At 60.6% G+C, this 21280-nt stretch carries 16 protein-coding genes; 8 read left to right on the forward strand and 8 right to left on the reverse strand.

Annotation, left to right across the window (positions count from 1 at the left end):
- Positions 1-16 precede the first annotated feature (16 nt).
- From sS8_RS19515 to sS8_RS19540, 6 genes are all read left to right on the forward strand, one after another.
- The gene (locus sS8_RS19515) at positions 17-766 is read left to right on the forward strand and encodes a PEP-CTERM/exosortase system-associated acyltransferase (RefSeq protein WP_170161176.1); all 750 of its coding nucleotides are present in this window, start codon (positions 17-19) and stop codon (positions 764-766) included.
- A 359-nt stretch (positions 767-1125) separates the two neighbouring features.
- Positions 1126-1788: a PEP-CTERM/exosortase system-associated acyltransferase gene (locus sS8_RS19520; RefSeq protein ID WP_119631228.1), complete on the forward strand. Its 663-nt coding sequence runs from the start codon at positions 1126-1128 to the stop codon at positions 1786-1788.
- 390 nt (positions 1789-2178) lie between these two features.
- A complete protein-coding gene (locus sS8_RS19525; protein ID WP_119631229.1) occupies positions 2179-3414 on the forward strand; it encodes an efflux RND transporter periplasmic adaptor subunit in 1236 nt (411 codons plus the stop codon).
- A gap of 21 nt (positions 3415-3435) precedes the next feature.
- The gene (locus sS8_RS19530) at positions 3436-4128 is read left to right on the forward strand and encodes an ABC transporter ATP-binding protein (RefSeq protein ID WP_119631230.1); all 693 of its coding nucleotides are present in this window, start codon (positions 3436-3438) and stop codon (positions 4126-4128) included.
- A 10-nt stretch (positions 4129-4138) separates the two neighbouring features.
- On the forward strand, positions 4139-5299 hold the full coding sequence (locus tag sS8_RS19535) for an ABC transporter permease (RefSeq protein ID WP_119631231.1): 1161 nt from the start codon (positions 4139-4141) through the stop codon (positions 5297-5299).
- A gap of 10 nt (positions 5300-5309) precedes the next feature.
- A complete protein-coding gene (locus sS8_RS19540) occupies positions 5310-6476 on the forward strand; it encodes an ABC transporter permease (RefSeq protein ID WP_119631232.1) in 1167 nt (388 codons plus the stop codon).
- 30 nt (positions 6477-6506) lie between these two features.
- On the opposite strand, the gene sS8_RS19545 is transcribed toward sS8_RS19540, so the two are convergent.
- Complete coding sequence (locus sS8_RS19545; protein WP_170161177.1) at positions 6507-6992, reverse strand: DUF5063 domain-containing protein; 486 nt, start codon at positions 6990-6992, stop codon at positions 6507-6509.
- A 393-nt stretch (positions 6993-7385) separates the two neighbouring features.
- Here sS8_RS19545 and sS8_RS19550 point away from each other — a divergent pair, with 393 nt between their 5' ends.
- Positions 7386-8966, forward strand: coding sequence for a hypothetical protein (locus sS8_RS19550; protein WP_119631234.1), 1581 nt, complete (start codon positions 7386-7388; stop codon positions 8964-8966).
- Between the two features lie 442 nt (positions 8967-9408).
- Positions 9409-10188: a spermine/spermidine synthase domain-containing protein gene (locus sS8_RS19555; protein ID WP_119632899.1), complete on the forward strand. Its 780-nt coding sequence runs from the start codon at positions 9409-9411 to the stop codon at positions 10186-10188.
- A gap of 116 nt (positions 10189-10304) precedes the next feature.
- On the opposite strand, the gene fusA is transcribed toward sS8_RS19555, so the two are convergent.
- The 7 genes from fusA to sS8_RS19590 form a co-directional block, all read right to left on the reverse strand.
- The gene (gene fusA, locus sS8_RS19560) at positions 10305-12359 is read right to left on the reverse strand and encodes an elongation factor G (protein WP_119631235.1); all 2055 of its coding nucleotides are present in this window, start codon (positions 12357-12359) and stop codon (positions 10305-10307) included.
- 138 nt (positions 12360-12497) lie between these two features.
- Positions 12498-14300, reverse strand: a complete 1803-nt coding sequence (gene atzF, locus sS8_RS19565; RefSeq protein ID WP_119631236.1) for an allophanate hydrolase — start codon at positions 14298-14300, stop codon at positions 12498-12500.
- Positions 14297-17941 carry an urea carboxylase gene (gene uca, locus sS8_RS19570; RefSeq protein WP_119631237.1) on the reverse strand — a complete coding sequence of 1215 codons (3645 nt, stop codon included), beginning with the start codon at positions 17939-17941 and terminating at the stop codon, positions 14297-14299. Before uca ends, atzF begins: the two co-directional genes overlap by 4 nt.
- Before the next feature lie 129 nt (positions 17942-18070).
- Complete coding sequence (locus sS8_RS19575; RefSeq protein WP_119631238.1) at positions 18071-18721, reverse strand: urea amidolyase associated protein UAAP2; 651 nt, start codon at positions 18719-18721, stop codon at positions 18071-18073.
- A gap of 9 nt (positions 18722-18730) precedes the next feature.
- Entirely contained in the window at positions 18731-19462 is a 732-nt protein-coding gene (locus tag sS8_RS19580; RefSeq protein WP_119631239.1) for an urea amidolyase associated protein UAAP1, read from the reverse strand.
- 85 nt (positions 19463-19547) lie between these two features.
- On the reverse strand, positions 19548-20396 hold the full coding sequence (locus sS8_RS19585) for an ABC transporter ATP-binding protein (RefSeq protein ID WP_119632900.1): 849 nt from the start codon (positions 20394-20396) through the stop codon (positions 19548-19550).
- A gap of 5 nt (positions 20397-20401) precedes the next feature.
- The gene (locus tag sS8_RS19590) at positions 20402-21226 is read right to left on the reverse strand and encodes an ABC transporter permease (protein WP_119631240.1); all 825 of its coding nucleotides are present in this window, start codon (positions 21224-21226) and stop codon (positions 20402-20404) included.
- Positions 21227-21280: the final 54 nt, after the last annotated feature.

Here is a 21280-nt window from a genome sequence, read left to right on the forward strand (position 1 = left end):
TCATTAAGGAATGGCCATGCAACAAAACTGGCTTAGCAGCTTCAATCAGTATTTCGAGATCGTGCCGGCGGATACGGCTCGGTTGATCGAACAAGTAATGGCTTTGAGATTCCAGGTGTATTGCGTGGAGCACTCCTTTGAAAATCCAGCCGCCTTCCGTAACGGTTTAGAGCAAGACGAATTCGATCAAAGAGCGGTCCATTCTTTGATCCGGTACTTGAATTCCGAATTCGAAGAAGGGCCGGTGGCTACCGTAAGGCTAGTCCTCGCCGACAGCCGGAACCCGCAGGAAATCTTTCCGATCGAGAGCTGTTGTCCAATTTCCGAGGAGATTAAATCAGACATTTCGCTGAAATTCGAGCGGGCGCAGATCGCCGAAATTTCCCGTTTTGCCGTGTCCAAGCAATTCCGTCGGCGCCTGGGGGAGGCAAGAACCAGTCACGGTATCTCCGCGCGACAAAACGACTTGGACGACATGGACGGTCGCCGCTTAATTCCTCACGTCACCCTGGGGCTGTTTCAGGCTATCGTGGAGATGAGCGCCAAAAACCACATCAAGCTATGGTACGCGGTAATGGAATCGCAGCTGCTGAGATTGCTGAGGCGGTTCGGAATTCGATTCACTCCAATCGGCGAGCCGGTCAATTATCACGGTTTAAGAGTGCCCTGCATCGGTCCGGTCGATGAAGTAATGTCGGGTATCAAGAACGATTGTCCGGCGGTATGGGACTTTATTACCCAGGAGGGCAGACTGTGGCCGTATTGAGGAAAGTTGTCCCGAGAGATGGGGCTGGTGACGCCAATTGGAGACACCGTTAGTCTATAGTTTTCAGGCGACTAGGGTAATTCTGTTATTTGTGTCGTGATTTGGCGACACTGTGCCGGGCGTTTGCGAAGTTGATTGGCCTAAGTTCTCCCGCGCATCTACTGATTCCAAGCTGCTTTATAGCATGGCATGGGTATTGCTTTAACACATCGGCGCGTAAAAGATCTTGCCTGGCTATGTCTGTGAAGAACTGCGTTCCCTCTGCACCGATGAGAAGCGGTAGAGGAACCTGAGATCAAATCGGTTTGTTCGATTGGCCGACTCTGTTTAACTTGAGTTGAATTTAAGGAGAACGCGTGATGTTTGATTCTCGCTATGAGGTGGTACTGGCGAATTCACCAGAGAGCAGGGAAATCCACTTCAATTTGCGGTACAAGGTGTTTTGCTTGGAAAAGGGATTTGAGAATTCGGACAAATTTCATTCGGAAGAAATGGAAAGAGATGAGTACGACGATCAGGCGATTCACTTTCTGGTTCGAGAACGCGTGAGAAACAGATGGATAGGCGCTGCGCGCCTGGTAATAGACAAGGTAAGCACTCTGCCCATCAATAAGGCTGCGGAAATAGAACTTCCGGGTGCCGATCACGATCCCGTCGTTGCGGAGTTTTCACGGCTTCTGGTGCTCGACAACTTCCGTCAGGTGCGATCGAAAACGGCTACGGACCCGGAAATCTTGCTGGGACTGATTCGTGCTGCCCGGGACTATTGTCTTCAGCAAGAAATAACAAACGTCTTGTTCCTGTGTCGCCGCTCTATTCAGAGAATCCTGGGGAATGCCGGAATCGACATGCTTCAGATCGGCTCCCCCTGCATCCACCGCGGCGTCAGAGCGCCTTATCTCGTCGATCTGGAAACAGGGTTCGATCGGATTCGTGATCCGTATAGCCGCGCTTATCAGATGTTTTCCAGAAATCAGAGCTACTGCTATTACTCTGACCTCTATAGCCGCCGGGTGGCGTAAGTTTTGCGAATACGCGGATGAACCGGCTTATTGATCCGCTGGCCAACAGGGAGGCAAGTTCTGGGGCCTAAATGGTCGAGGCTTAAGTTCGTATCCCCGCTCTTTCTTCCAGATCAATCTTTTTCACATTGCGGCTCAATCGTCGGCGGTGACCATTCTGGGCGTCGAGGCTCCGAAAATCCCGAGCCGGCAATGGCGTTAACATTTTTTGCCCCGAACATGCTCACGGCATACGGCATTTTGATTTACCGTGTGGCGCAGCGAGCACGCGTTTTTAGGTTATCCTTAAGGACTTCAGCAATTACTTTCTTTGACGCTATGAATTCGCGTCTCGCAAGGTGCGGGTACTTGCGGTTGAAATGATGCAACCAGCAGTCAATCGGTCAAATCGTGACGACGAACAACCTTTCAAAACTGCGGATCGACCGGCAGGCGCGGGATCTTCCGCCGTCCGCCCGAAATGGCGTGCTTCGCAAGAGCTTGAGGATTCCGGCGATGCTGGTCATCATTGCCGTTGGACTTCTGATTTATTCGAAGCTTCGCAGTGCGGGGATTGAAAGTGAAGTCGCCACCGTATCGACCCTTTATCCTTCCCAGGCGTTCACCCTGCTGAACGCAACCGGATACGTGGTGCCGCAAACCAAGGCCGACGTGGCTTCCAAGGCCACCGGACGGCTCGAAAAGCTCGACGTGGAGGAAGGGCTTTACGTCAAAAAGGATCAGATCATCGCCCAGCTCGAGAATCGCGACCTGGCGGCGAGTCTGAACCAGGCTGCGGCCAATGTCGCTGTCGCGAAAACCGAGCTGATGAAGGCGGAAGCGGAGTTGAAGGAAGCTACCCTGGCGCTGAACCGTGCCCGCGCGCTGGTGCTGAAGAAATTCGTCTCGCAGGAACTCTATGACGCCGAGGTTGCCCGCCACGACAAGGCCGTGGCCGCCGTGGAAAGCGCAAAGTCCGCGATCGCCGCTGCCGAGGCCGCGTACCAGGGGGCGCGCGTGTCGCTGGATTACACCTATATTCGAGCGCCTTTCGACGGCATCATTCTGAGCAAGAATGCCGATATCGGCGACATTCTGGCCCCTTTTTCATCGACCATGCTGTCGAAAGGGACGGTCGTCTCCATGGCCGATATGAATACCTTGGAGGTCGAGGTCGATGTGGCCGAGTCGAATCTCGGCCGGGTTCATGTCGGGCAACCCTGCGAAGTCCAGCTGGATGCCTTTCCGGACGGACGATTCCGGTGTTCGGTCGATCGCATCGTGCCCACGGTGGACCGCACCAAGGCGACCGTGCTGGTCAAGGTGCGTTTTATTGATAAGGATGAGCGCATCTTGCCCGATATGAGTGCGAAAGTCGCGTTTCTGTCTCGCGAACTCGCCCCGGATCAGCGAAACCCGGTGTTCGGCGTGCCTCCCGCGGCGATTATCGGGCGCGGTGCGGATCAGGTCGCGTTCGTGCTCAAGGACGGTCGCGTCAAGGAAGTCCCGGTCGAGACGGGGGACCGCATAGGCGACTGGGTGGTGGTGAAGAAAGGACTCAGAGCGGGCGATCGGGTGGTTCTCAGCCCGTCCGAAAAAATCAGGGACGGTGCGGAGGTTCGCGTCCGGGAAGCCGAAAAGCCTTGAGGCTGCTGTCTCGGTCCACCCATGAATCCGATCGTCGAAATCGAAAATCTGACCAAACACTATTGGAAGGGCGATCAAATCGTTCCGGTTCTTACCGACATCAACCTGGTCATCAGGGAAGGGGACTTTCTCGCGCTCATGGGACCGTCCGGCTCTGGCAAGAGCACGTTACTGAATCTGATCGCGGGTCTGGACCGGCCGAGCAGCGGGGCTCTCAGGGTCGGGGGAATCAATATCGCCGAACTGCCGGAATCCAGCCTCACCGACTGGCGCTCCGCACATGTCGGATTCATCTTCCAGTTTTACAATTTGATGCCGGTCCTGACGGCGTCCGAAAACGTCGAGCTTCCGCTATTGCTCACGGGCTTATCGAAGCGGGAGCGCCGGGAGCACGTCGATCTGGTTCTGGAACTGGTCGGCCTCGAGGACCGTAGCGACCATTATCCGTCCCAGCTCTCGGGTGGCCAGCAGCAACGCGTCGCGATCGCCCGCGCCCTGGTCGTCGATCCCACCCTGATCGTGGCGGACGAACCCACCGGCGATCTGGACCGCGCATCGGCGGAAGAAGTGCTGGAACTCATGGAGCGTCTCAACCTGAGCCTAGGCAAGACGATCATCATGGTCACCCACGACCAGCGCGCTGCCGCGGTGGCGCATGGTGTCCGCCACCTGGATAAAGGGGTCTTGACCGACGCCTCTTCAGGCCCGGATTAAGCCTTGCCTCATGCTGCTTTTCCTGCGTCTCGCGCTCCGAAATCTGTTGCGGCATAAACTGCGGACCGGTTTGACCGCGTTCGGTATCGTCATCGCGATCGTCGCTTTCGCTCTTCTAAGAACCGTGGTCGACGCCTGGTATGCCGGCGCGGAGGCGACTTCGGCCAATCGCCTGATCACCCGAAACGCCATCTCCCTGACATTTCCGTTGCCGATCAGCCATGCCAACCGCATCCGGCAGTTAAGCGGGATCACCGGACTCAGCTACTCGAATTGGTTCGGCGGCGTGTATATCGACGAGCGGAATTTTTTCCCCCAGTTCGCCGTAGAGCCGAAAAGCTATCTTGAGCTTTACCCGGAACTCGTGCTGGCGGAGGCGGAGAAAACGGCATTCATAAAGGACCGGAAAGGCGCGATCGCGGGCCGTAAACTCGCGAAACAGTATGGCTGGAAGATCGGCGACGTCATTCCTTTGCGCGGAACCATCTATTCCGGCAATTGGAGTTTCGTCTTGCGGGGCATTTATCGGGGGGCGGAAAAAAAGACCGACGAGACCTTATTCCTGCTGCATTGGGACAACTTGAACGAAACCCTGAAGAAAACCGATCCCAATCGGGCCGAGCGGGTCGGCGTCTTCGTTCTCCGGATCGATCGGGTCGATCGTGCGGCGGAGCTGTCCGATGCGGTCGACCGGCTTTTCCAAAATTCGCTCGCGGAGACCTTGACCGAAACCGAGGAAGCGTTTCAGCTCGGCTTCGTCGCCATGACGGAAGCCATCCTGATCGCCATCAAGATCGTTTCTTTCGTGGTGGTCGCCATCATCATGGCGGTGATGGCGAACACCATGGCCATGAGCACCCGGGAGCGCCGGCGCGAATACGCAACACTCAAGGCGGTCGGGTTCGGATCGCGCTACCTGCTCTCGCTCATATTGGGTGAATCCCTGGTCTTGTCTATCGGTTCGGGCGTTCTGGGCATCCTGGCCACATTCCCGGCGGCCGGTTTCCTGGCGACCAAGTTCGGTACGCTTTTTCCCGTGTTCGAACTGTCCTTGCAAACCATGGGGCTGGGTATGCTGGCGTCGTGCCTGATCGGGTTCACGGCGGCGTTATTTCCCGCCTGGCGCGTGATCACCCTGCCGGTCAGCGAAGGCTTGCGCAGCATAGGCTAGGGACGGAAGCGTGACAATTCCGTTCTCTTATTCGTGGAAGAGCTTGTGGGCGCGCAAGGCGACCTCGGTCCTGACGGCGGCGGGGATGGCCCTGGTCGTCTATGTTTTCGCCACCGTGCTGATGCTGACCGAGGGACTCAAGCAGACCCTGGTGGCGACCGGAAGCGAAGACAACGTCATCCTGATCCGGAAGGGCGCGGAGACCGAAGTGCAAAGTACCATCGAGCGGGAGCAGGCCGCGATCATCGAGAGCGCGCCGGAGATTGCCTATGCTCCGAACGGAACCAAGCTGGCGTCGAAGGAGGTCATGGTTTTGATGACGCTGCCGAAACGGGGCAGCGACAAACCCTCCAATGTGACCATTCGAGGTTTGTCTCAGAAAGGGCTAACGCTAAGAACACAGGTGCGTTTGGCCGAGGGACGGATGTTCCGTCCCGGATCGTCCGAAATCGTTGCCGGAAAAAAAATCGCGGAGAATTTCAAAGGTTCCGGTATCGGGGAAACCATGCGCTTCGGCCTGCGCGATTGGACCGTCGTTGGCGTCATGGATGCCGGAAATACCGGCTTCAGCTCCGAAATATGGGGTGACGCCGAGCAGTTGATGCAGGCGTTTCGGCGGACGGCGTATTCCGCGGTCGTCGCCAGGCTCGCCGATGTCTCGCTATTGGAGCCGTTCAGAGACCGCGTGGAAGCCGACCCGCGCATGAAGGTGGAGGCCCAGCGGGAAACGGAGTTTTATGCCGAGCAATCGGAAATGCTGGCGAATTTTCTGGAGATACTCGGCATGACCCTGAGCATCATATTTTCGCTGGGAGCGATCATCGGTGCGGTCATTACGATGTACGGCGCGGTGGCGAGCCGGACCCGCGAAATCGGAACCTTGAGGGCGCTGGGGTTTCGCCGCGGCGGAATTTTGAGCGCGTTTCTTTTCGAATCGTCGCTCCTGGGTTTGATAGGCGGTTTCGCCGGCGTTGCCTTGGCATCCACGATGCAATTCCTGACGGTTTCCACCCTCAACTGGCAGACGTTTTCCGAGCTGGCCTTCACGTTCACGATGACGCCGGCAATCGCCTGCCAGTCGCTCGTGTTTTCCTTGTTCATGGGGCTGGCCGGCGGCCTGCTTCCCGCCCTGCGGGCTGCCCGGATGGATCTTATCGACGCCTTGCGATCCGTGTGAACGATCCGAAACGGCAGCGGTTTCGGCGGCTCATCCGGCCAGACGGATAAGGTCGAGGCGTTTGCGCGCCTCTTGCAGATGCTGCTGCCAATAATTGCGGTAGCCGTTCGACCAAAGCCGCTGTGCGGATTGATCGCCGACCATGCCGGCCTCGTACGAAGCCAGCCCTCGTCTGACTTCGAAATAGATATCGATCAGGTTTTCCGAAAGGTTTCCGAGGCCCAGGTCGTTATATCCGGTGATCTCCGGCTCCGGCGACAGTTCGTCGTAGTGGTCCAGATATCGCTTCAAGCGAAGATAGGACTCGAAACGCGCATCCAAATCATGGGCCAATTTATACGCGTGATAGGGTTCTTGAGAAGCGAGCCGCCTGACCGAGGCGTCCAGCCTCAGCAAGGCGCTCTCCACGCACTTCAGCCATTCTGCCAGCTGATTGGCTCTGACTTGCTCGATCAGGCGGCAGTAGTCCTGCGCGGCTTCGGCGACCGCTTCGAGCGGCGTTTTATCGTCAATCACGTCTTTCGACCGGTTATATTCAACTGACTCCAAATCATGTGAGTGTCTTCAGCGATGAATCGCACCGCACCGAATTCATTTCACGAGCGGTTCGAAAGTCGATCGCTCCCCCCAGCCGAGCGTATCTTGAACAAGTCTAGTCAATCCGGGGCGATTCCGCTTGACGCACCCTTAAGCTTTGCCGGTTCGCGAAAGGTGGAAAGTCATACCGGACGGACAGCCGGAAATAGGGTTACCAAAGAACAAAATTCCGGCGTGCGCCATTGGAGTGCCCGATTTTGCGATCAAAATCTCAGAAACGTCGGGCCCGAAGCACATATTCGCTGCGTCCGAATTGTAAGAACCCGGCTTCGAACTAAAATCAAATGAGTCATAAGCCCTATTTGTCCCACTATGCAACACGATCCGGCACTACCTTTCAAGCTCGACATCGAATCGGCCGCGGTTTGGATGGATGGACTGTCCGTGACCAATACCCGCGAATGCTGCCGCGTGCTTTATCCGGCATTGCGGAGCCTGAACGGCTCCTCGGTCGAGCCTCGTCTCCGTTTTACGATCCTCGAAAGGTGCCGACTGACCGTGACGAGGCTCGAAAAAGGGCTCGTACCTTATTTTCTCGACAAGCCTTTTCCATTGGATGGAAAAACGCGAAAAATCGCCAGTCTGTGCTCCAGATTTCATAGCGAGCTGGCGTCGGGTTACCGGCAAGTCGTGGAAGCGGAAACGTTCGCCGAGACGTTCGATGCCCACGAGCAGGCTTTGATTTTCAGGCGCGCGTTCGAATCATATGCCAGTTGTCTTCTCAGGACCGCCCAGATTTACGAGGCACATCCTTTATCCTCCTGGTCGTCCGTCTTCGATCTTTTTCAGTTGGCCGAGCAGCGGGGGCTTTCCAATGCGGTTCAATCATACGAAATCTCGGGGGCGGTTTCCGTGGCTTTGTTCTTCAAAGTCATACTGTTATTCGGGATCGCGGTTCCCGGCACGCTGGGCCAGCGGGACATGCAGCGGCTGTACGATTTCCTGGTGGCCCGCGCGGAGTCCGTGAAAATCGAATCTTCGCCGGTAAGCAACGGTACGCGGGCGGTTTTGAGTTTCGATCTGACGGTTGCGGGGACTATTATGCCTGTGCCCGCGCCGGCTCCGGTCGACAAGCCGGGACTCCGCTTTTTGTTCATGGACCGGCTGCTGAACGAATTGCGCGGCGAAATTCGGATGCACGGCAAGCCGGAGGAAAATCCGCTGACGCTTATTCTCCCGAGACTGGGTGGGCGTCTGCCGCATCAGCCGGAACTGACGGCGCGAAGCGCTGCCGTCAGCTTCGGAATTGATGCGATCGCCATAACGGTACGTCTTGTCGAGCGGCGCCGAGTCGGCGGTGCCGCTCGAGATCCCTGGTCGAACCTGGAGCAACTTGAATTGGCGCCTCTCAGTACGGAGTCAAGATCGGAGATTCTCGGATCCAAGTCTACCGGCACTTTCGCTGCCGCTTTGGTGTCCGGTGCGGGAGGCAAGGATGATAGCCCGGGTACGGGTTTCAGAGACATGCGATCGGTCAAGGTCTATCGAAGCGAACTGCCCGGTTTTTATATCGTGGATTCCGGCGGACAGGTATTTCGCGTGGGCGACCTGATTTCCTTGAATACCGACGATGAGATTATCCAGGTAGGGGTTGTGCGGGGTGGACAGATCCATAACGGCCAGTTCTGTTACAGCGTCGAGCTGATCGGAAATCAGCCGTGCTCTGTACTCTTCTTGGGCGAGCCGCCGGGAGGTCGTCCGCAAAACGCCTTGATGTTCCTCGGCTCGGGCGGTCTAGTCATTCCGTCCGTCAAGCTGCGTGGCGGCGATACGATTTTTGTGGAACAGCGGAACGCGAAAAAGGCTTTTCGAGTCGCGAAGGTCCTGGAATCTAACGGAAATTTCTGCCACGTCGCGCTAACCACAGCCGAGGAACCGGCGTCGTTCGGCTGAATTCGCCTTGCTCGGTGTCGGGCGGAACTCCCAACATATATCCGTGCCTTGCAGACGTGCCCGAACCGGGCGAGAGTTCCAGGCGATCCATGGAGCCGATGTGCTCCGATGTATGGACCAAGCGACCGTTCGTAAAAAAATGGACACCAGAATTACAGGGGGAAATGGCTTTTTCGGTTAATGGAGGGGAAAATTAGGCAGATATGGAGAAGTTGTAAGCTGTACCCTGGTGTCCGAGATGAAGAGGTTATGCACAGATTAAAAAGCAATCAGCATGCCACGACTGAAATACAAGTAAAATCAATGGCATGATGGCTCTGTCAGTTGGTGCGCAATGGGGGACGGGGCATCTGCCTCATGGGTATACGGGAAACCGCGCACCCGCCCGCTCGGACATGAAGCGTTTTTCGACCGAAACCGGTCTCGCTCCAAAGTGATCGCGATGCGGAAGTACGGTGGTGTTCTCGTCCATTGTTGCAGGGACGACCTCGGCCTCATCGAGGTCGTCGACACTTATGGCGTGCGATCCCTGCATTTCGGTACCCACCCCAAGCAAAGCGCGATGTCGCTCGCCGAACCGGAAAAACTGGAACTTTCCTATGCGCGGGCGATGCTCGCCGGGCTTTTGTTCAAACCCGAGCCGCGCAAAATTCTCCTGCTGGGATTGGGCGGCGGCACGCTCGCGAAATTTCTGTTCAATCAATTCCCGGAATGCCGAATCGATGCCGTCGAGTGGCGGGCGGCGGTCGCCGAGATCGCATACGAATATTTCGGTCTTCCCAGGGACGCGCGGCTCGGCGTACATGTCTCGGACGTCAATGAATTCGTCTGTGCCGAAGCCGAGCGGCGAGGAGAGGCATACGATTACATTCTGGTGGACGTGTTCGACCATCAGGGCCTGGCGGAAGCGGTGAATCAACAGGATTTCTTTTCGGCCAGCCGCAGGCTTTTACACCACGAGGGGATACTCGCCATCAACTTGTGGGGAACCCAGACCCAGTCCCTCAGGCAATCCATGAGCCTGCTCAACCTGTACTTCGAACGACGCACGATGCGCCTGCAGGTCCCCGGCCGGGGCAATGTGATCGGCTTCGGTTTCGGCCAGCACGTGGAACGCGCCGAGATAGCCGAGCTGAACCAGCAGGCTAAGACTCTGGAACTACTCCTCGGCATCGAGTTTCCGCGCCTGCTGCGTCTGCTGTCCTATTCCGGGTGGCGGTAAACCGGCGATCGGTCTTAAGGGAAGCTCCGATTAAGCCTCCAATTGTGCGATGGGCTTGAACATCTGATTGATCGTGAATGTGCTCTCTCCGTGGGATTGGGCTGTTTCAGGGCTTCCTAATCTTCCGGCCCCGGCTTGTACTGCGCCATAAGCTGCTGCTGGATGTTCGGCGACACCGGTTCGTAGTGGCTGAATTCCAGGGTGTAGGAGCCTTGGCCCGCGGTGAGCGATTTGAGCCGCGAATGATAGCTGCTCAGTTCGGCGAGCGGCGCGCGGGCGCTGACCGTGGCCATCCCGCTGCGCGCCGGAGCGGTGCCGGACACCTGGCCGCGGCGGGATGCCAGATCGCCGGTGACGTCGCCGATCGCCGACTCCGGAACACTGATCTCCATGTCGACCACCGGTTCCAGGACGATGGGGCGCGCTTTCGCGACGGCATCCTGGAAGGCTTTTTTGCCGGCGGCGACGAAGGCCACTTCCTTGCTGTCCACCGGGTGCGCCTTTCCGTCGTAAACCACCACGCGGACATCCTGCATCGGGTGGCCCGCCACGGCGCCCATGGCCAATGCCTGCCGCACGCCTTTTTCGACAGCCGGAATGAACTGTCCCGGAATCGCGCCGCCTTTGACTTCGTCCACGAACTCGAAACCCGCGCCTCTTTCCAGCGGTTCGATGCGCAGGAAAACCTCGCCGAACTGACCGGCGCCCCCGGTTTGTTTCTTGTGGCGGTGGTGCCCCTCGGCCGCCGAGGTGACCGTCTCGCGGTATGGGATTTTGGGAGGATGGGTGTCCACTTCCAGCTTGTACTGCTGCTGCATTTTCTCCAGTACCCGTTGCAGGTGGAGTTCACCCAGGCCGTGCATCACTTCCTCGTGAGCGGAGGCGTCGAATTCCACGCCCAGGGCGGGATCTTCCGCTTCCAGCTTATGCAGGACCTCGGAAAGCTTGTGTTCGTCGCCGCGCCGCCTCGGCGTGATTGCCAGGCCGAAAACGGCATGGGGAAACTCGAGCGGTTTCAAGTGGATGTGATCGTCCTCGGGCGCGTCGTGCAATACGGCGTCGAACTCGATTTCTTCCACTTTGGCCACGGCGCAGATATCGCCCGGTATGCAGCGCGTCACCGGGACGTGCTGTTTGCCCTGGAGCATGAACACATGCCCCGCCTTGAACGGCTTGCGCGACTCGCCTATGAGCAGTTGGGTGTCGGGTTCGACCGTGCCCTGGTGCACCCGGAAGACCGACATCTTGCCGACATAAGGGTCCATTTCCACCTTGAACACATGAGCCAGCACGTGCTTGGCAGGATCGGGCTCCGACCGGAACGGCACGGCGTTCTTGCGTTCGGTATTGGACGGCCAGCGCTCGAACAAAGGCGGATTGCCTTCCTTGGGATTCGGCAGCAGCCTTACGAACGCGTCGGCCAATTCCGGAACGCCGACGCCGGTGCGGGCGGAAACGAAACAAATGGGAACCAGATGGCCGTTGCGCAAGGCCTCTTCAAGCGGGGTGTGCAATTCTTCGGGCGCGATCTCGCCTTGCTCCAGGTAAAGGGTCATGAGCGTCTCGTCGACTTCGACCACCTGATCCACGAGTGCCCGATGGGCTTCCGGCGGCGAGGAAAAATCGGTCTTGCCGGCGCCGTTGAAGAAGCAGTCGACAATCCGAGTGCCTTTGTCCGCCGGGAGGTTGATCGGCAGGCATTCCTTGCCGAAGGATTCGCGAATTTCCTTCACCAGGCCCGGCAGATCCAGGTTGTCGCCGTCGATCCTGTTGACGACGATCATGCGGCACAAGCGACGCGCCTGGGCCCATTGCATCATCCGGCTCGCGGTGAATTCGATGCCGTTGCCGGCATTGATGACCACCGCCACGGTTTCCACGGCATCCAGCGCGCATAATGCCTGGCCCATGAAGTCCGGATATCCCGGCGTATCCAGAAGGTGGATGCGGGCGCCGTTATGGTCGATGTGGGTGACGGCGAGTTTTTGCGAATGCTGGTGGGCTTTTTCGAGAGGATCGTAGTCGCAGATAGTCGTTCCTTTCTCCACGCTGCCCGGAGCATTGATCATTCCCGTCTTGTAAAGCAGCGCTTCGGCCAATGTCGTCTTGCCCGCGCCCGAGTGTCCGACCAGTGCGATAGTTCTGATGTCTTCGGTCGAGTATGCGTTCATAGTCGTTCTCACTCTCGCGATTGGGGGGTTGCGGTCGAGTGTAGGGGAGTAGGCGGGTTGAGTTCAAGTTGCCCCGTTTTAGATTCAATCGGCTTTCAGGGGTTCGATCGAGGTCATTGCCGCGTATTCGGCTCGGGGCTATGCCGGGTCGCGGACGCTCAAGTAGCTTTTCCAGCCGCCGTACCCGGTGATGTCGAGCGCGTCTTTCACCGCATAAGCTTCGCACAGGAAGCCTTGTAGGCATTCGCCGTCCTCGAGTTCCAGGGAGCCTATCCCTAAGGGAGCCGCGATCTCGGCGACGAAACCGCCGAACTCCGCCATCGGCAGTTCCCAGACCTCGACTTCGATGGCGGCACCGGGCGCTTGCCGCAGCAGCCCGGGACGCTTGCCGTCCGGCAGGGCGTAGAGGCGATAGCTCGGCGCCGTGCGGGTTACCTTGACCCGCCTTCCTCTACGGCGGGTCAGTTGTCCGTTGAGCGGGAGTCCGGACAAATGGGCGCCGCAGACGGCGATCCGGACATGGCCCGGTTTTTCCGGTTCGGGTTGAGAAAAAGGCGCCGGCAAGGGCTGGCCGGTGGCGCCCATCGTCAGTCCGGGGGCGCAATGCAGCCGTTCGGCCAGATTCAGCAGGGCGTGATCGCTGCCGGCCGGGGCGAACAGCGTAATGCCGAACGGCAGGCCGCTCGAATTGAACCCGCTCGGCACGGCGACGGCGGCGAGGCCCAGGAGGTTCATGAAATTGGTGTAATAGCCGAGATGGGAGTTGAGCCGAACGGGATCGGCCTCGACCTCGGCGATCCGGTAAATCGTTCCCGCCGTCGGCGTCAGGACGAGATCCGCTTGTGTCCAGGCGTGCTCCGCGGCCCGCTTTAGAGCCATGAGGCGATAGAAGGCGGCGAAGGTATCGCTCGCCGAGTGGTGTATGCCGCGCTCGATGATCGTGCGTGTGACCGGGTAGACGGCATCCGGGTCTCTATCCAGCAGATCGCGTATCGCCAGATAGCGCTCCGCGACCCAGGGCCCCTCGTACAACAGGCGGGCCGCTTCGAGAAACGGGGCAAAATCGATTTCGATCCGTTGTCCGCCGAGGATTTCCAGCCGTTCCGCCGCGGCCGCGAACAGCCGCTCAGCGTCCTTGTCGCCGAAGAATTCGAGCTGATCGGGCCGCGGCACTCCGAAACGGAAGCGCTCGGCGAATTCGGGCCGCGCCGTTCCATCGCATCGGGAATAGGGATCGGCCGGGTCGAACGCCGCCGCTACCCGGAACACCCGCCGCGCATCGCCGGCCGTCAGGGCGAATATCGACACGCAATCCAGCGAACGGCAGGCCGGCACGACGCCCGAGGTGCTGATGACGCCCGGCGTGGGTTTGAGCCCGACGAGATTGTTGAACGCCGCCGGCACCCGGCCGGACCCGGCGGTGTCGGTACCCAGGGCGAAGCTGACCCATCCCTTGGCCACGGCCACCGCCGAGCCCGAGCTCGAGCCTCCCGAGATATAGTCCGCATCGAAGGCGTTCGGGCAGGCGCCATAAGGCGAACGGGTGCCGGTCAGGCCGGTCGCGAACTGGTCCAGGTTGGTCTTGCCGATCGGAATCGCGCCCGCCTCGATCAGCTTCCGGACGGCGAAGGCCGATTGCTCCGGACGGTAGGCGTAGGCGGGGCAGGCGGCGGTGGTCGGGGTTCCCGCCAGGTCGATGTTGTCCTTGATGGCGAAGGGAATGCCGTACAAGGGCAGCTCGGCCGGCGAGCGCTGCTCCAGCGCATGGGCATATCGCAGGACTTCATCCGCCGGCAGACGGTAGATCCAGACCGGCTGCCCGGGTTCGGCGTCCAGCCGGGCGAGCAGGCCTTCGATCAATCGGACCGGCGTGATAAGGCCCTGGCGGTAGGCCGCCGACAAGGTTTCGATATCGAGACTGGCCGGAAAATTATCGGTCATCGTTTGTCCTCCGTTTGCAGCACGAGCAGGTCTTGCCCGGCGGCCACCGGGCCGCCTTCGGTGCAGAAAACCCCCCAGACGGTGCCGGCGGCCGGGGCCTCAATGTGAATCTCGGTTTTCATGGATTCGACGATCACCAGGAGATCGCCGGCCTCCACCCGGTCGCCCGTCCCCACCGCGATTTTCCAGACGCTGCCGGCGACATGGGATGCGACGGCCCGGGCGTCGGGCGGCAGATCGAGCTCGGTATCCGCCGCCGCTTCAGCCACGGCATGATCGTCGGCAAAGCTCCGTTCCGAACCGGCCCAGCGTTCCCGTTCGGCCTCGAATGCCGCCTGCTGTTTCGCCTTGAATGCGGCGATTTCCTCCCGATGGGTCTCCAGAAACCGGTTGTACTCTCCGAGGCTGAAGGTTTCCTCGCGGATGTCCAGCTTCAGGCGTCCCCGGATGAAATCCTCGCGGTAGCGCGTCAGTTCGTCCGCCGTGACCGGGAAGAAGCGGATCTGATCGAAGAAGCGCAGCAGCCAGGGTTTGCCGTCCCGGAAATCGGCGGTTTGACGATAGCGGTTCCACATTTGCACGGTGCGCCCCACGAACTGGTAACCGCCCGGACCTTCCATGCCGTACACGCACAGGTACGCACCGCCGATACCGACCGCGTTTTCCGGCGTCCAGGTGCGGGCCGGGTTGTACTTGGTCGTCACCAGCCGGTGGCGCGGGTCGACCGGCGTCGCCACCGGCGCGCCCAGATAAACGTCGCCCAGTCCCAGGACCAGATAGCTGGCGTCGAACACGATCCGCTTGACCGCCTCGATGCTGTCGAGGCCGTTGATGCGGCGGATGAATTCGATGTTGCTGGGGCACCAGGGCGCATCCTTGCGCACCGATTGCAGGTACTTTTCGATGGCGAGCCGCGTGGACGGATCGTCCCAGGAGAGCGGCAGGTGGACGATGCGGGTCGGCGTTTCCATGTCGTCGATCGCCGGCAGTTCGCTCTCCGCGGCTATGAGCAGATCGAGCAGCCGTTCCTGCGGGATCGCGCGATCGTTGAAATGGACCTGGAGCGAGCGGATACCCGGCGTGAGGTCGACGATGCCGGCGATGTTTCGCTCCTTCAGCCACTCCATCAGGGCGTGAACCCGGAACCGGAGATTCAAGTCGAGCACCGGCGGACCGTATTCGATGAGCAGGTTGCAATCGCCGGACCGGCGATAGACCGCCGTGGGACAGGAGTCCTCGCCGGACCTTTCGTAAAGCACCGGGCTGCAGAGTGCGCGCGGATTGTCCCCGTGAAGTGTCGTCTGTCTTCGCGGTTCCGCACGCTTTGTGGTGTCGCCGGCGCCGATGCGGGCCAGGGAAGCGTCGATCTCGTCCGCCAGTGCGCGGGCCCGGTCCAGGGCGATAGGGCGGAAGCGCACCGTATTGCCGGGGCGGAGTTGCCCCAGCTTCCACAACTCGGCCTGGACGATCGTGACCGGACAAACGAAGCCGCCGAGGCTGGGGCCGTCGGGACCCAGGATGACCGGCATGTCGCCGGTAAAGTCGACGGCGCCGACAGCGTAAGCGTTGTCGTGAATGTTCGACGGATGCAGCCCCGCTTCGCCGCCGTCCAGCCGGGCCCATTCGGGTTTTGGGCCGATCAGCCGGATGCCGGTGCGGCTGGAGTTGTAGTGCACCTCCCAATCCGTGGCGAAGAAGGTTTCGATGTCCCCATGGGTAAAGAAGTCCGGTGCGCCGTGGGGCCCGTAAAGCACGCAGATTTCCCAGGCGTCGGTATAACTCGGGATCAGGTCCGCCGGGGGGCGAATGCCTGCTGGCGTCGCCGCGGCCGGCTTTTCGAGATGCAGCACATCGCCGGTGCGGAGCGCGCGTCCGCCATGGCCGCCGAAGCATCCGAGCGTGAAGGTCGATTTGGAGGCGAGATAATCGGGTACGTCGAAGCCTCCGGCGACCGCGAGATAGGCGCGGCAGCCGTGGCCGTCGACCGGGCCGACACGGAGGACTTGCCCCTCTCTGACCGAATGCGCGGTCCACAGGGGCAGGGGTTCGCCATCCAGTTCTGCGCCCATCGCCGCGCCGCACAGCGCGATCAGCACGTCGCAGTTAAACCGCAGGGTCGGCCCGGTGACGGTCAATTCGAGCGCCGCCGTTCCTTCGGCGTTCCCGACCAGCCGATTGGCGATGCGGAAGGCGAGGGCGTCCATGGGGCCCGACGGCGGCACCCCGGCGTCCCAATAACCGAGCCGGCCGGGATAGTCCTGTATCGTGGTCTGGGTACCCGGTTCCAGCACTTCGAGCGTACGCCGGCGATATTCGAACCCGGCGAGATAACCCGTGGTCTGGCCGCCTTCCCGGAATACCCGGTCGTCCGCGATCTGGCGGAGATAATCGAGGTTGGTTTCGATGCCGGCGAGCCGGGTCTCGGCCAAGGCGTGTTTCAAGACCGCGATGGCGCGGTCGCGATCGGCGGCATGCACGATCAGCTTGGCCAGCAGGGGATCGTAGAACGCGGGCACCTCGAGTCCTCGCATTAACCAATGATCCACCCGCACGCCTTCCGGAAACGACACTTCGGTGAGGAGTCCGGAAGACGGCTGAAAATTGTTGCCGGGGTCCTCGGCATAAATCCGAACCTGTATCGACGAACCTTCGGGTCGGTGCCGATAGCGGTCGAAAAACGCCCGCTCGCCCGCGGCCAGCCGCACCATCCATTCGACCAGGTCGACCCCGGTGACCGCTTCGGTGACGCCGTGCTCCACCTGCAGGCGGGTGTTGACCTCGAGGAAATAGAACTGGTCCGTCGCCGCGTCGTACACGAATTCCACCGTGCCTGCCGAGCGGTAATGGACGGCACGACCCATGGCCAGGGCATGCCCATAAAGTTGCTCCCGCAGCTCGGGACTCAAACCCGGCGCCGGCGTTTCCTCGACCACCTTCTGGTTGCGGCGTTGCAGCGAGCAGTCCCGTTCGCCGAGATGCAGAACGCCCCCTTGTCCGTCGCCGAAAATTTGCACTTCGATATGGCGGGCGCGTTCGACGAATTTTTCCAGATAGAGTCCGGTGTCCTTGAAATTGGCGGCGCCGAGGCGTCGAACCGAGTCGTAGGCCTCCACGAGTTCGGATTCGCTCCGGCACAATCGCATGCCGATCCCTCCGCCGCCCGCGGTGCTTTTCAGCATCACCGGAAAACCGATGCGCCGTGCCTCGGTCAGAGCATGCCGGGTGTCGGTCAGGAGTCCGGTTCCGGGTAACAGAGGAACGCCGTTCGCCTCGCCGATTTCTCGGGCCGTGTGCTTGAGTCCGAATTTTCGGATCTGCTCAGGCGTCGGGCCGATGAAAACCAGCCCGCGTTCGGCGCAGGCCTCGGCGAAAGCGGCGTTCTCGCTCAGGAAGCCGTAACCCGGATGGATGGCCTCCGCGCCGCTGCTTCGCGCCGCATCCAGGATGCGGTCGATGCGGAGATAGCTTTCGGCGGCGGGCGGTGGGCCGATGCAGATGGCTTCATCGGCTTCTTCCACGTGGCGGGCGTGGGCGTCAGCCTCCGAATAAACCGCCACGCTGCGGAGTCCCAAGCGGCGCAGGGTACGTTGAATACGGCAGGCGATCTCGCCGCGATTGGCGATCAATACCTTGTGGAACATCGGTGTTCTTGCTCTTTCAGGATGGGGCGGGCCGTCCCGCCGTTTTGGTAAGCCACGGGTCGTCCCGCGGCGAATCGAATCGTTGCTGGTAGGCCCCGAGGCCGGATGCCTCCCGGCCGGTGCGGTCGCTCATCCGTTCCACACGAGCAGCCGGATCGGCGTCGGGTTGTAGGCGTTGCACGGGTTGTTGAGCTGCGGACAGTTGGAGATCAGCACCATCACGTCCATCTCCGCGCGCATCTCGACGTATTTGCCCGGTGCCGAGATGCCGTCCGCGAAGCACAGGCCGCCTTCGGGGGTTACCGGCACGTTCATGAAGAAATTGATGTTGGCGGTGATGTCGCGCTTGCTCATGGCGAGCTGACGGGCGCGATCGCTGTGGGCCAGGGCATGCAGGAAGTTGTCGCGGCAGCTGTGCATGGGGCGCTTGTCCAGAGCATAGCGCACGGTGTTGCTCTCCGCGGCACAGGCGCCGCCCAGCGTGTCGTGGCGGCCGCAGGTGTCGGCCACGATGGTCAGCATCGGCCGCCCCTCGCTGGAATACAAAACCGACCCGACCCCGAGATAAAGATTGCCCTGGCGGCGTATGGTATCCACCGCGCTGTAGCGCTCTTCCGGACCATCGGCGCTGTAGAACAGGGTATCCACCGCCTGGTTGCCCTCCAGGTCGAGGATGCGAAAGATCTGGCCTTTCTTCACCAACCCCGTCCATGGTTCGCCGGCCGGGCAGGTCTCGTCGAGAACGGCGTTTTCCGGGGCGAGTGTGCTTTCGATCAACATGGTTTCCTCCTAGCAGGCGTAGAAACGCTCGGTATTGATGAAACCGCGCCGGTTCTGTTCGCACGAGGTGCGGCAGAGGTCGCTTTCACCGGCGGGCCCCGCATGCCAGGCGGTTAGCTTTACCGCCGCCGGCCGGTATTCCGGGTTCGGGTCCAGCGGGTGCGGCGCGGTCGAAAGCACCACCAGCACGTTCATGTCGAAGCGCAGATCGACCGCGTCGCCGGCCCGGCTGTGCCCGGAATGGAAGCGAAGTCCGCCGTCCTCATCCGCCGTCACCTTGCTGAAGAAATTGATGTTGGCGACCAGGTCGCGCTTGCCCAGGCCCCATTTGCCGAGTTCGATCAGGAGGCCGTCCCGGCCGCTGCGGTACGTGTCGTTGCGGTGGGTCTGAAAAGTGGCGGTGCCGTATTGGTCCAGGATCGATGCGTTGTCGCTGGTGCCGCACACGGTGTCGTGCCAGCCGACCGAATCATGAATTATCGAGCACAGCACTCGGCCCATGTCGGAGTAGCACACGTGGCCGGCGGTGAGGAAGGCGGTGTGCTGGGCCTTCAGCGTATCCGGCATGTTGTAGCGTTCCAGCTTCTCCTCCTGGTTGTAGAACAGCGCCGAGACGTTGGCGCCGCCCTCCAGGTCGGTGAGGCGCAGCGCCGAACCGCGCCGCAGCAGGCCGGACCAGTGATTGCCGCCGGGAACCGTCTCTTCCCAGAGGACTCGGTCAGGGGTGAAGGTGATCGTCATGCTTGACCTCTCATCATCGAAAAATGAACACAAAAAGAAGCGCTCCGGTTCTTGGCCGCATGGCTCGCATCGGCACCGGTCGTGGTCATGCGGCAGCCCCCGGCTGTGCGGTGGCCGTGAGCTTGTCCAGCATTCCGCGGTCGGTTTGCATCCCCGAGGTGGCGCGGATGCGGGACAGGATTTCCCGTTTCAGCTCGGTGAATTCGGGAGATAGCTTCATGTCCTGCTCGCGTTCCGGTGGCAGCGGAACCTCGTAGATCGAGTCGATCCGTCCGGGACGGGGCGCCATCAGGACCACCCGGTCGCCGAGATAGATCGCCTCTTCCACGTCATGGGTGACGAACACGATGGTGGGCTTTTCCAGCGCGAACACATGCAGGATGAGATCGTGCATCACCTCGCGCGTCTGCGCGTCGAGCGCGCCGAACGGTTCGTCCATCAACAGGATGTCGGGCCGGTTCATCAGCGCGCGGGCGATGGCCACGCGCTGCTGCATGCCCCCGGAAAGCTGGTTGGGATAGGCGTTTTCGACCGGGGCGAGCCCCATCAGCCCTATCAGGGCGTCGGTACGCCCGGAAGCGATTTCCACGTCGGCCGAAGTGATCTCTTCGCGCTTGATCTTGAGCGCGCGGCAGAAGCGGATGTTTTCGCGCACCGTGAGCCACGGGTACAGGCTGTAATGCTGGAACACCATGGCGCGCTCGGCTCCGGGGCCGGACACCGGCCGGCCGTCCACCCGGATTTCGCCCGAACTGAGATCTTCCAGGCCGCCGATGCTGCGCAGCAGGGTGGATTTGCCGCAGCCCGAAGCGCCCACCAGGGTGACGAATTGGTTGGCGCGAATATCGAGGTCGACGTTCTCGAGCGCGGCGATGCGCCGTCCCCCGGTGTCGAACAGCTTGTTGGCTCGTCTGATTTCGATCTTGGCCGTCATGATGATCACTTGAAGTAAAGCCAGGGGAAACGCTTGCGGTGCAGCCAGCGGAACGACTGGTCCATCAGCAGCCCGAACAGGCCGATCAGGAGAATGCCGGCAAAAATCTTGTCGGTCTGCAGAAAGCGCTGCGCCTTGAGGATGGCGAAGCCCAGTCCCGAATTGGCGGCTACCAGTTCGGCCACGACCAGGTAGGTCCAGGCCCAGCCCATGGTGACGCGCAGCGTATCCAGCAGCGCCGGTTTGGCCGACGGCAGTATCACCAGCCGGATCAGTTCGCCGCGCGTCGCGCCCATGGTCTGCGCCGCCTCGATCTGGGCCATGGGCACGCGGCGGATGTCTTCGGCCATCATCAGCACCATCTGGAAAAAAGTGCCGATGAAGATGATGGCGATCTTGGCGCTCTCCTCGATGCCGACCCACAGCATCACCAGCGGAATGAAGGCCACCGCGGGCATGTAGCGGATGAAATCGGTGAGCGGTTCGAACAGCGCCTGCAGCGGCCGATAAGTGCCGATCAGCAGCGCCAGCGGCAAGGCCAGCACGGCGGAGATGGCGAACCCGGCGGTCACCCGGTAGACGCTGATCCAGATGTCGCCCAGCAGGTCGTCTTCGGCGAACCAGCCGCAGATCCGGGTAACCACTTCTTCCGGCGCCGGCATGAACACCTTGTCCACCCAGCCGCTGTGGGCCAGACCCCACCAGGCCGCCAGCGGCGCCAAGAGGCCCAGCAGCGCGAGAACCAGATAGTCGCGGCGGCCGATCTGTCCCCGTATCACCCACCATCGCCGGCGCGGGTTCGGGATGCCGCTGTCGTATTGAGCTGCCATTCTCTTTCCTCGATTGAAGCCGTTAAGAAAAGGTGCGAGTGTCCCCGGCGGAGG

The organism is Methylocaldum marinum (assembly GCF_003584645.1).
In the GTDB taxonomy this organism is placed as follows: Bacteria; Pseudomonadota; Gammaproteobacteria; order Methylococcales; family Methylococcaceae; genus Methylocaldum; species Methylocaldum marinum.

What these genes read in the sequence shown, in the direction of transcription:
- sS8_RS19515 (WP_170161176.1), top strand. Translation starts at nt 17, where the DNA reads ATGCAACAAAACTGGCTTAGCAGCTTCAATCAGTATTTCGAGATCGTG.
- sS8_RS19520 (WP_119631228.1), top strand. Translation starts at nt 1,126, where the DNA reads ATGTTTGATTCTCGCTATGAGGTGGTACTGGCGAATTCACCAGAGAGC.
- sS8_RS19530 (WP_119631230.1), top strand. Translation starts at nt 3,436, where the DNA reads ATGAATCCGATCGTCGAAATCGAAAATCTGACCAAACACTATTGGAAG.
- sS8_RS19535 (WP_119631231.1), top strand. Translation starts at nt 4,139, where the DNA reads ATGCTGCTTTTCCTGCGTCTCGCGCTCCGAAATCTGTTGCGGCATAAA.
- sS8_RS19550 (WP_119631234.1), top strand. Translation starts at nt 7,386, where the DNA reads ATGCAACACGATCCGGCACTACCTTTCAAGCTCGACATCGAATCGGCC.
- sS8_RS19555 (WP_119632899.1), top strand. Translation starts at nt 9,409, where the DNA reads ATGCGGAAGTACGGTGGTGTTCTCGTCCATTGTTGCAGGGACGACCTC.
- fusA (WP_119631235.1), bottom strand. Translation starts at nt 12,359, where the DNA reads ATGAACGCATACTCGACCGAAGACATCAGAACTATCGCACTGGTCGGA.
- atzF (WP_119631236.1), bottom strand. Translation starts at nt 14,300, where the DNA reads ATGACCGATAATTTTCCGGCCAGTCTCGATATCGAAACCTTGTCGGCG.
- uca (WP_119631237.1), bottom strand. Translation starts at nt 17,941, where the DNA reads ATGTTCCACAAGGTATTGATCGCCAATCGCGGCGAGATCGCCTGCCGT.
- sS8_RS19575 (WP_119631238.1), bottom strand. Translation starts at nt 18,721, where the DNA reads ATGTTGATCGAAAGCACACTCGCCCCGGAAAACGCCGTTCTCGACGAG.
- sS8_RS19580 (WP_119631239.1), bottom strand. Translation starts at nt 19,462, where the DNA reads ATGACGATCACCTTCACCCCTGACCGAGTCCTCTGGGAAGAGACGGTT.
- sS8_RS19585 (WP_119632900.1), bottom strand. Translation starts at nt 20,396, where the DNA reads ATGACGGCCAAGATCGAAATCAGACGAGCCAACAAGCTGTTCGACACC.
- sS8_RS19590 (WP_119631240.1), bottom strand. Translation starts at nt 21,226, where the DNA reads ATGGCAGCTCAATACGACAGCGGCATCCCGAACCCGCGCCGGCGATGG.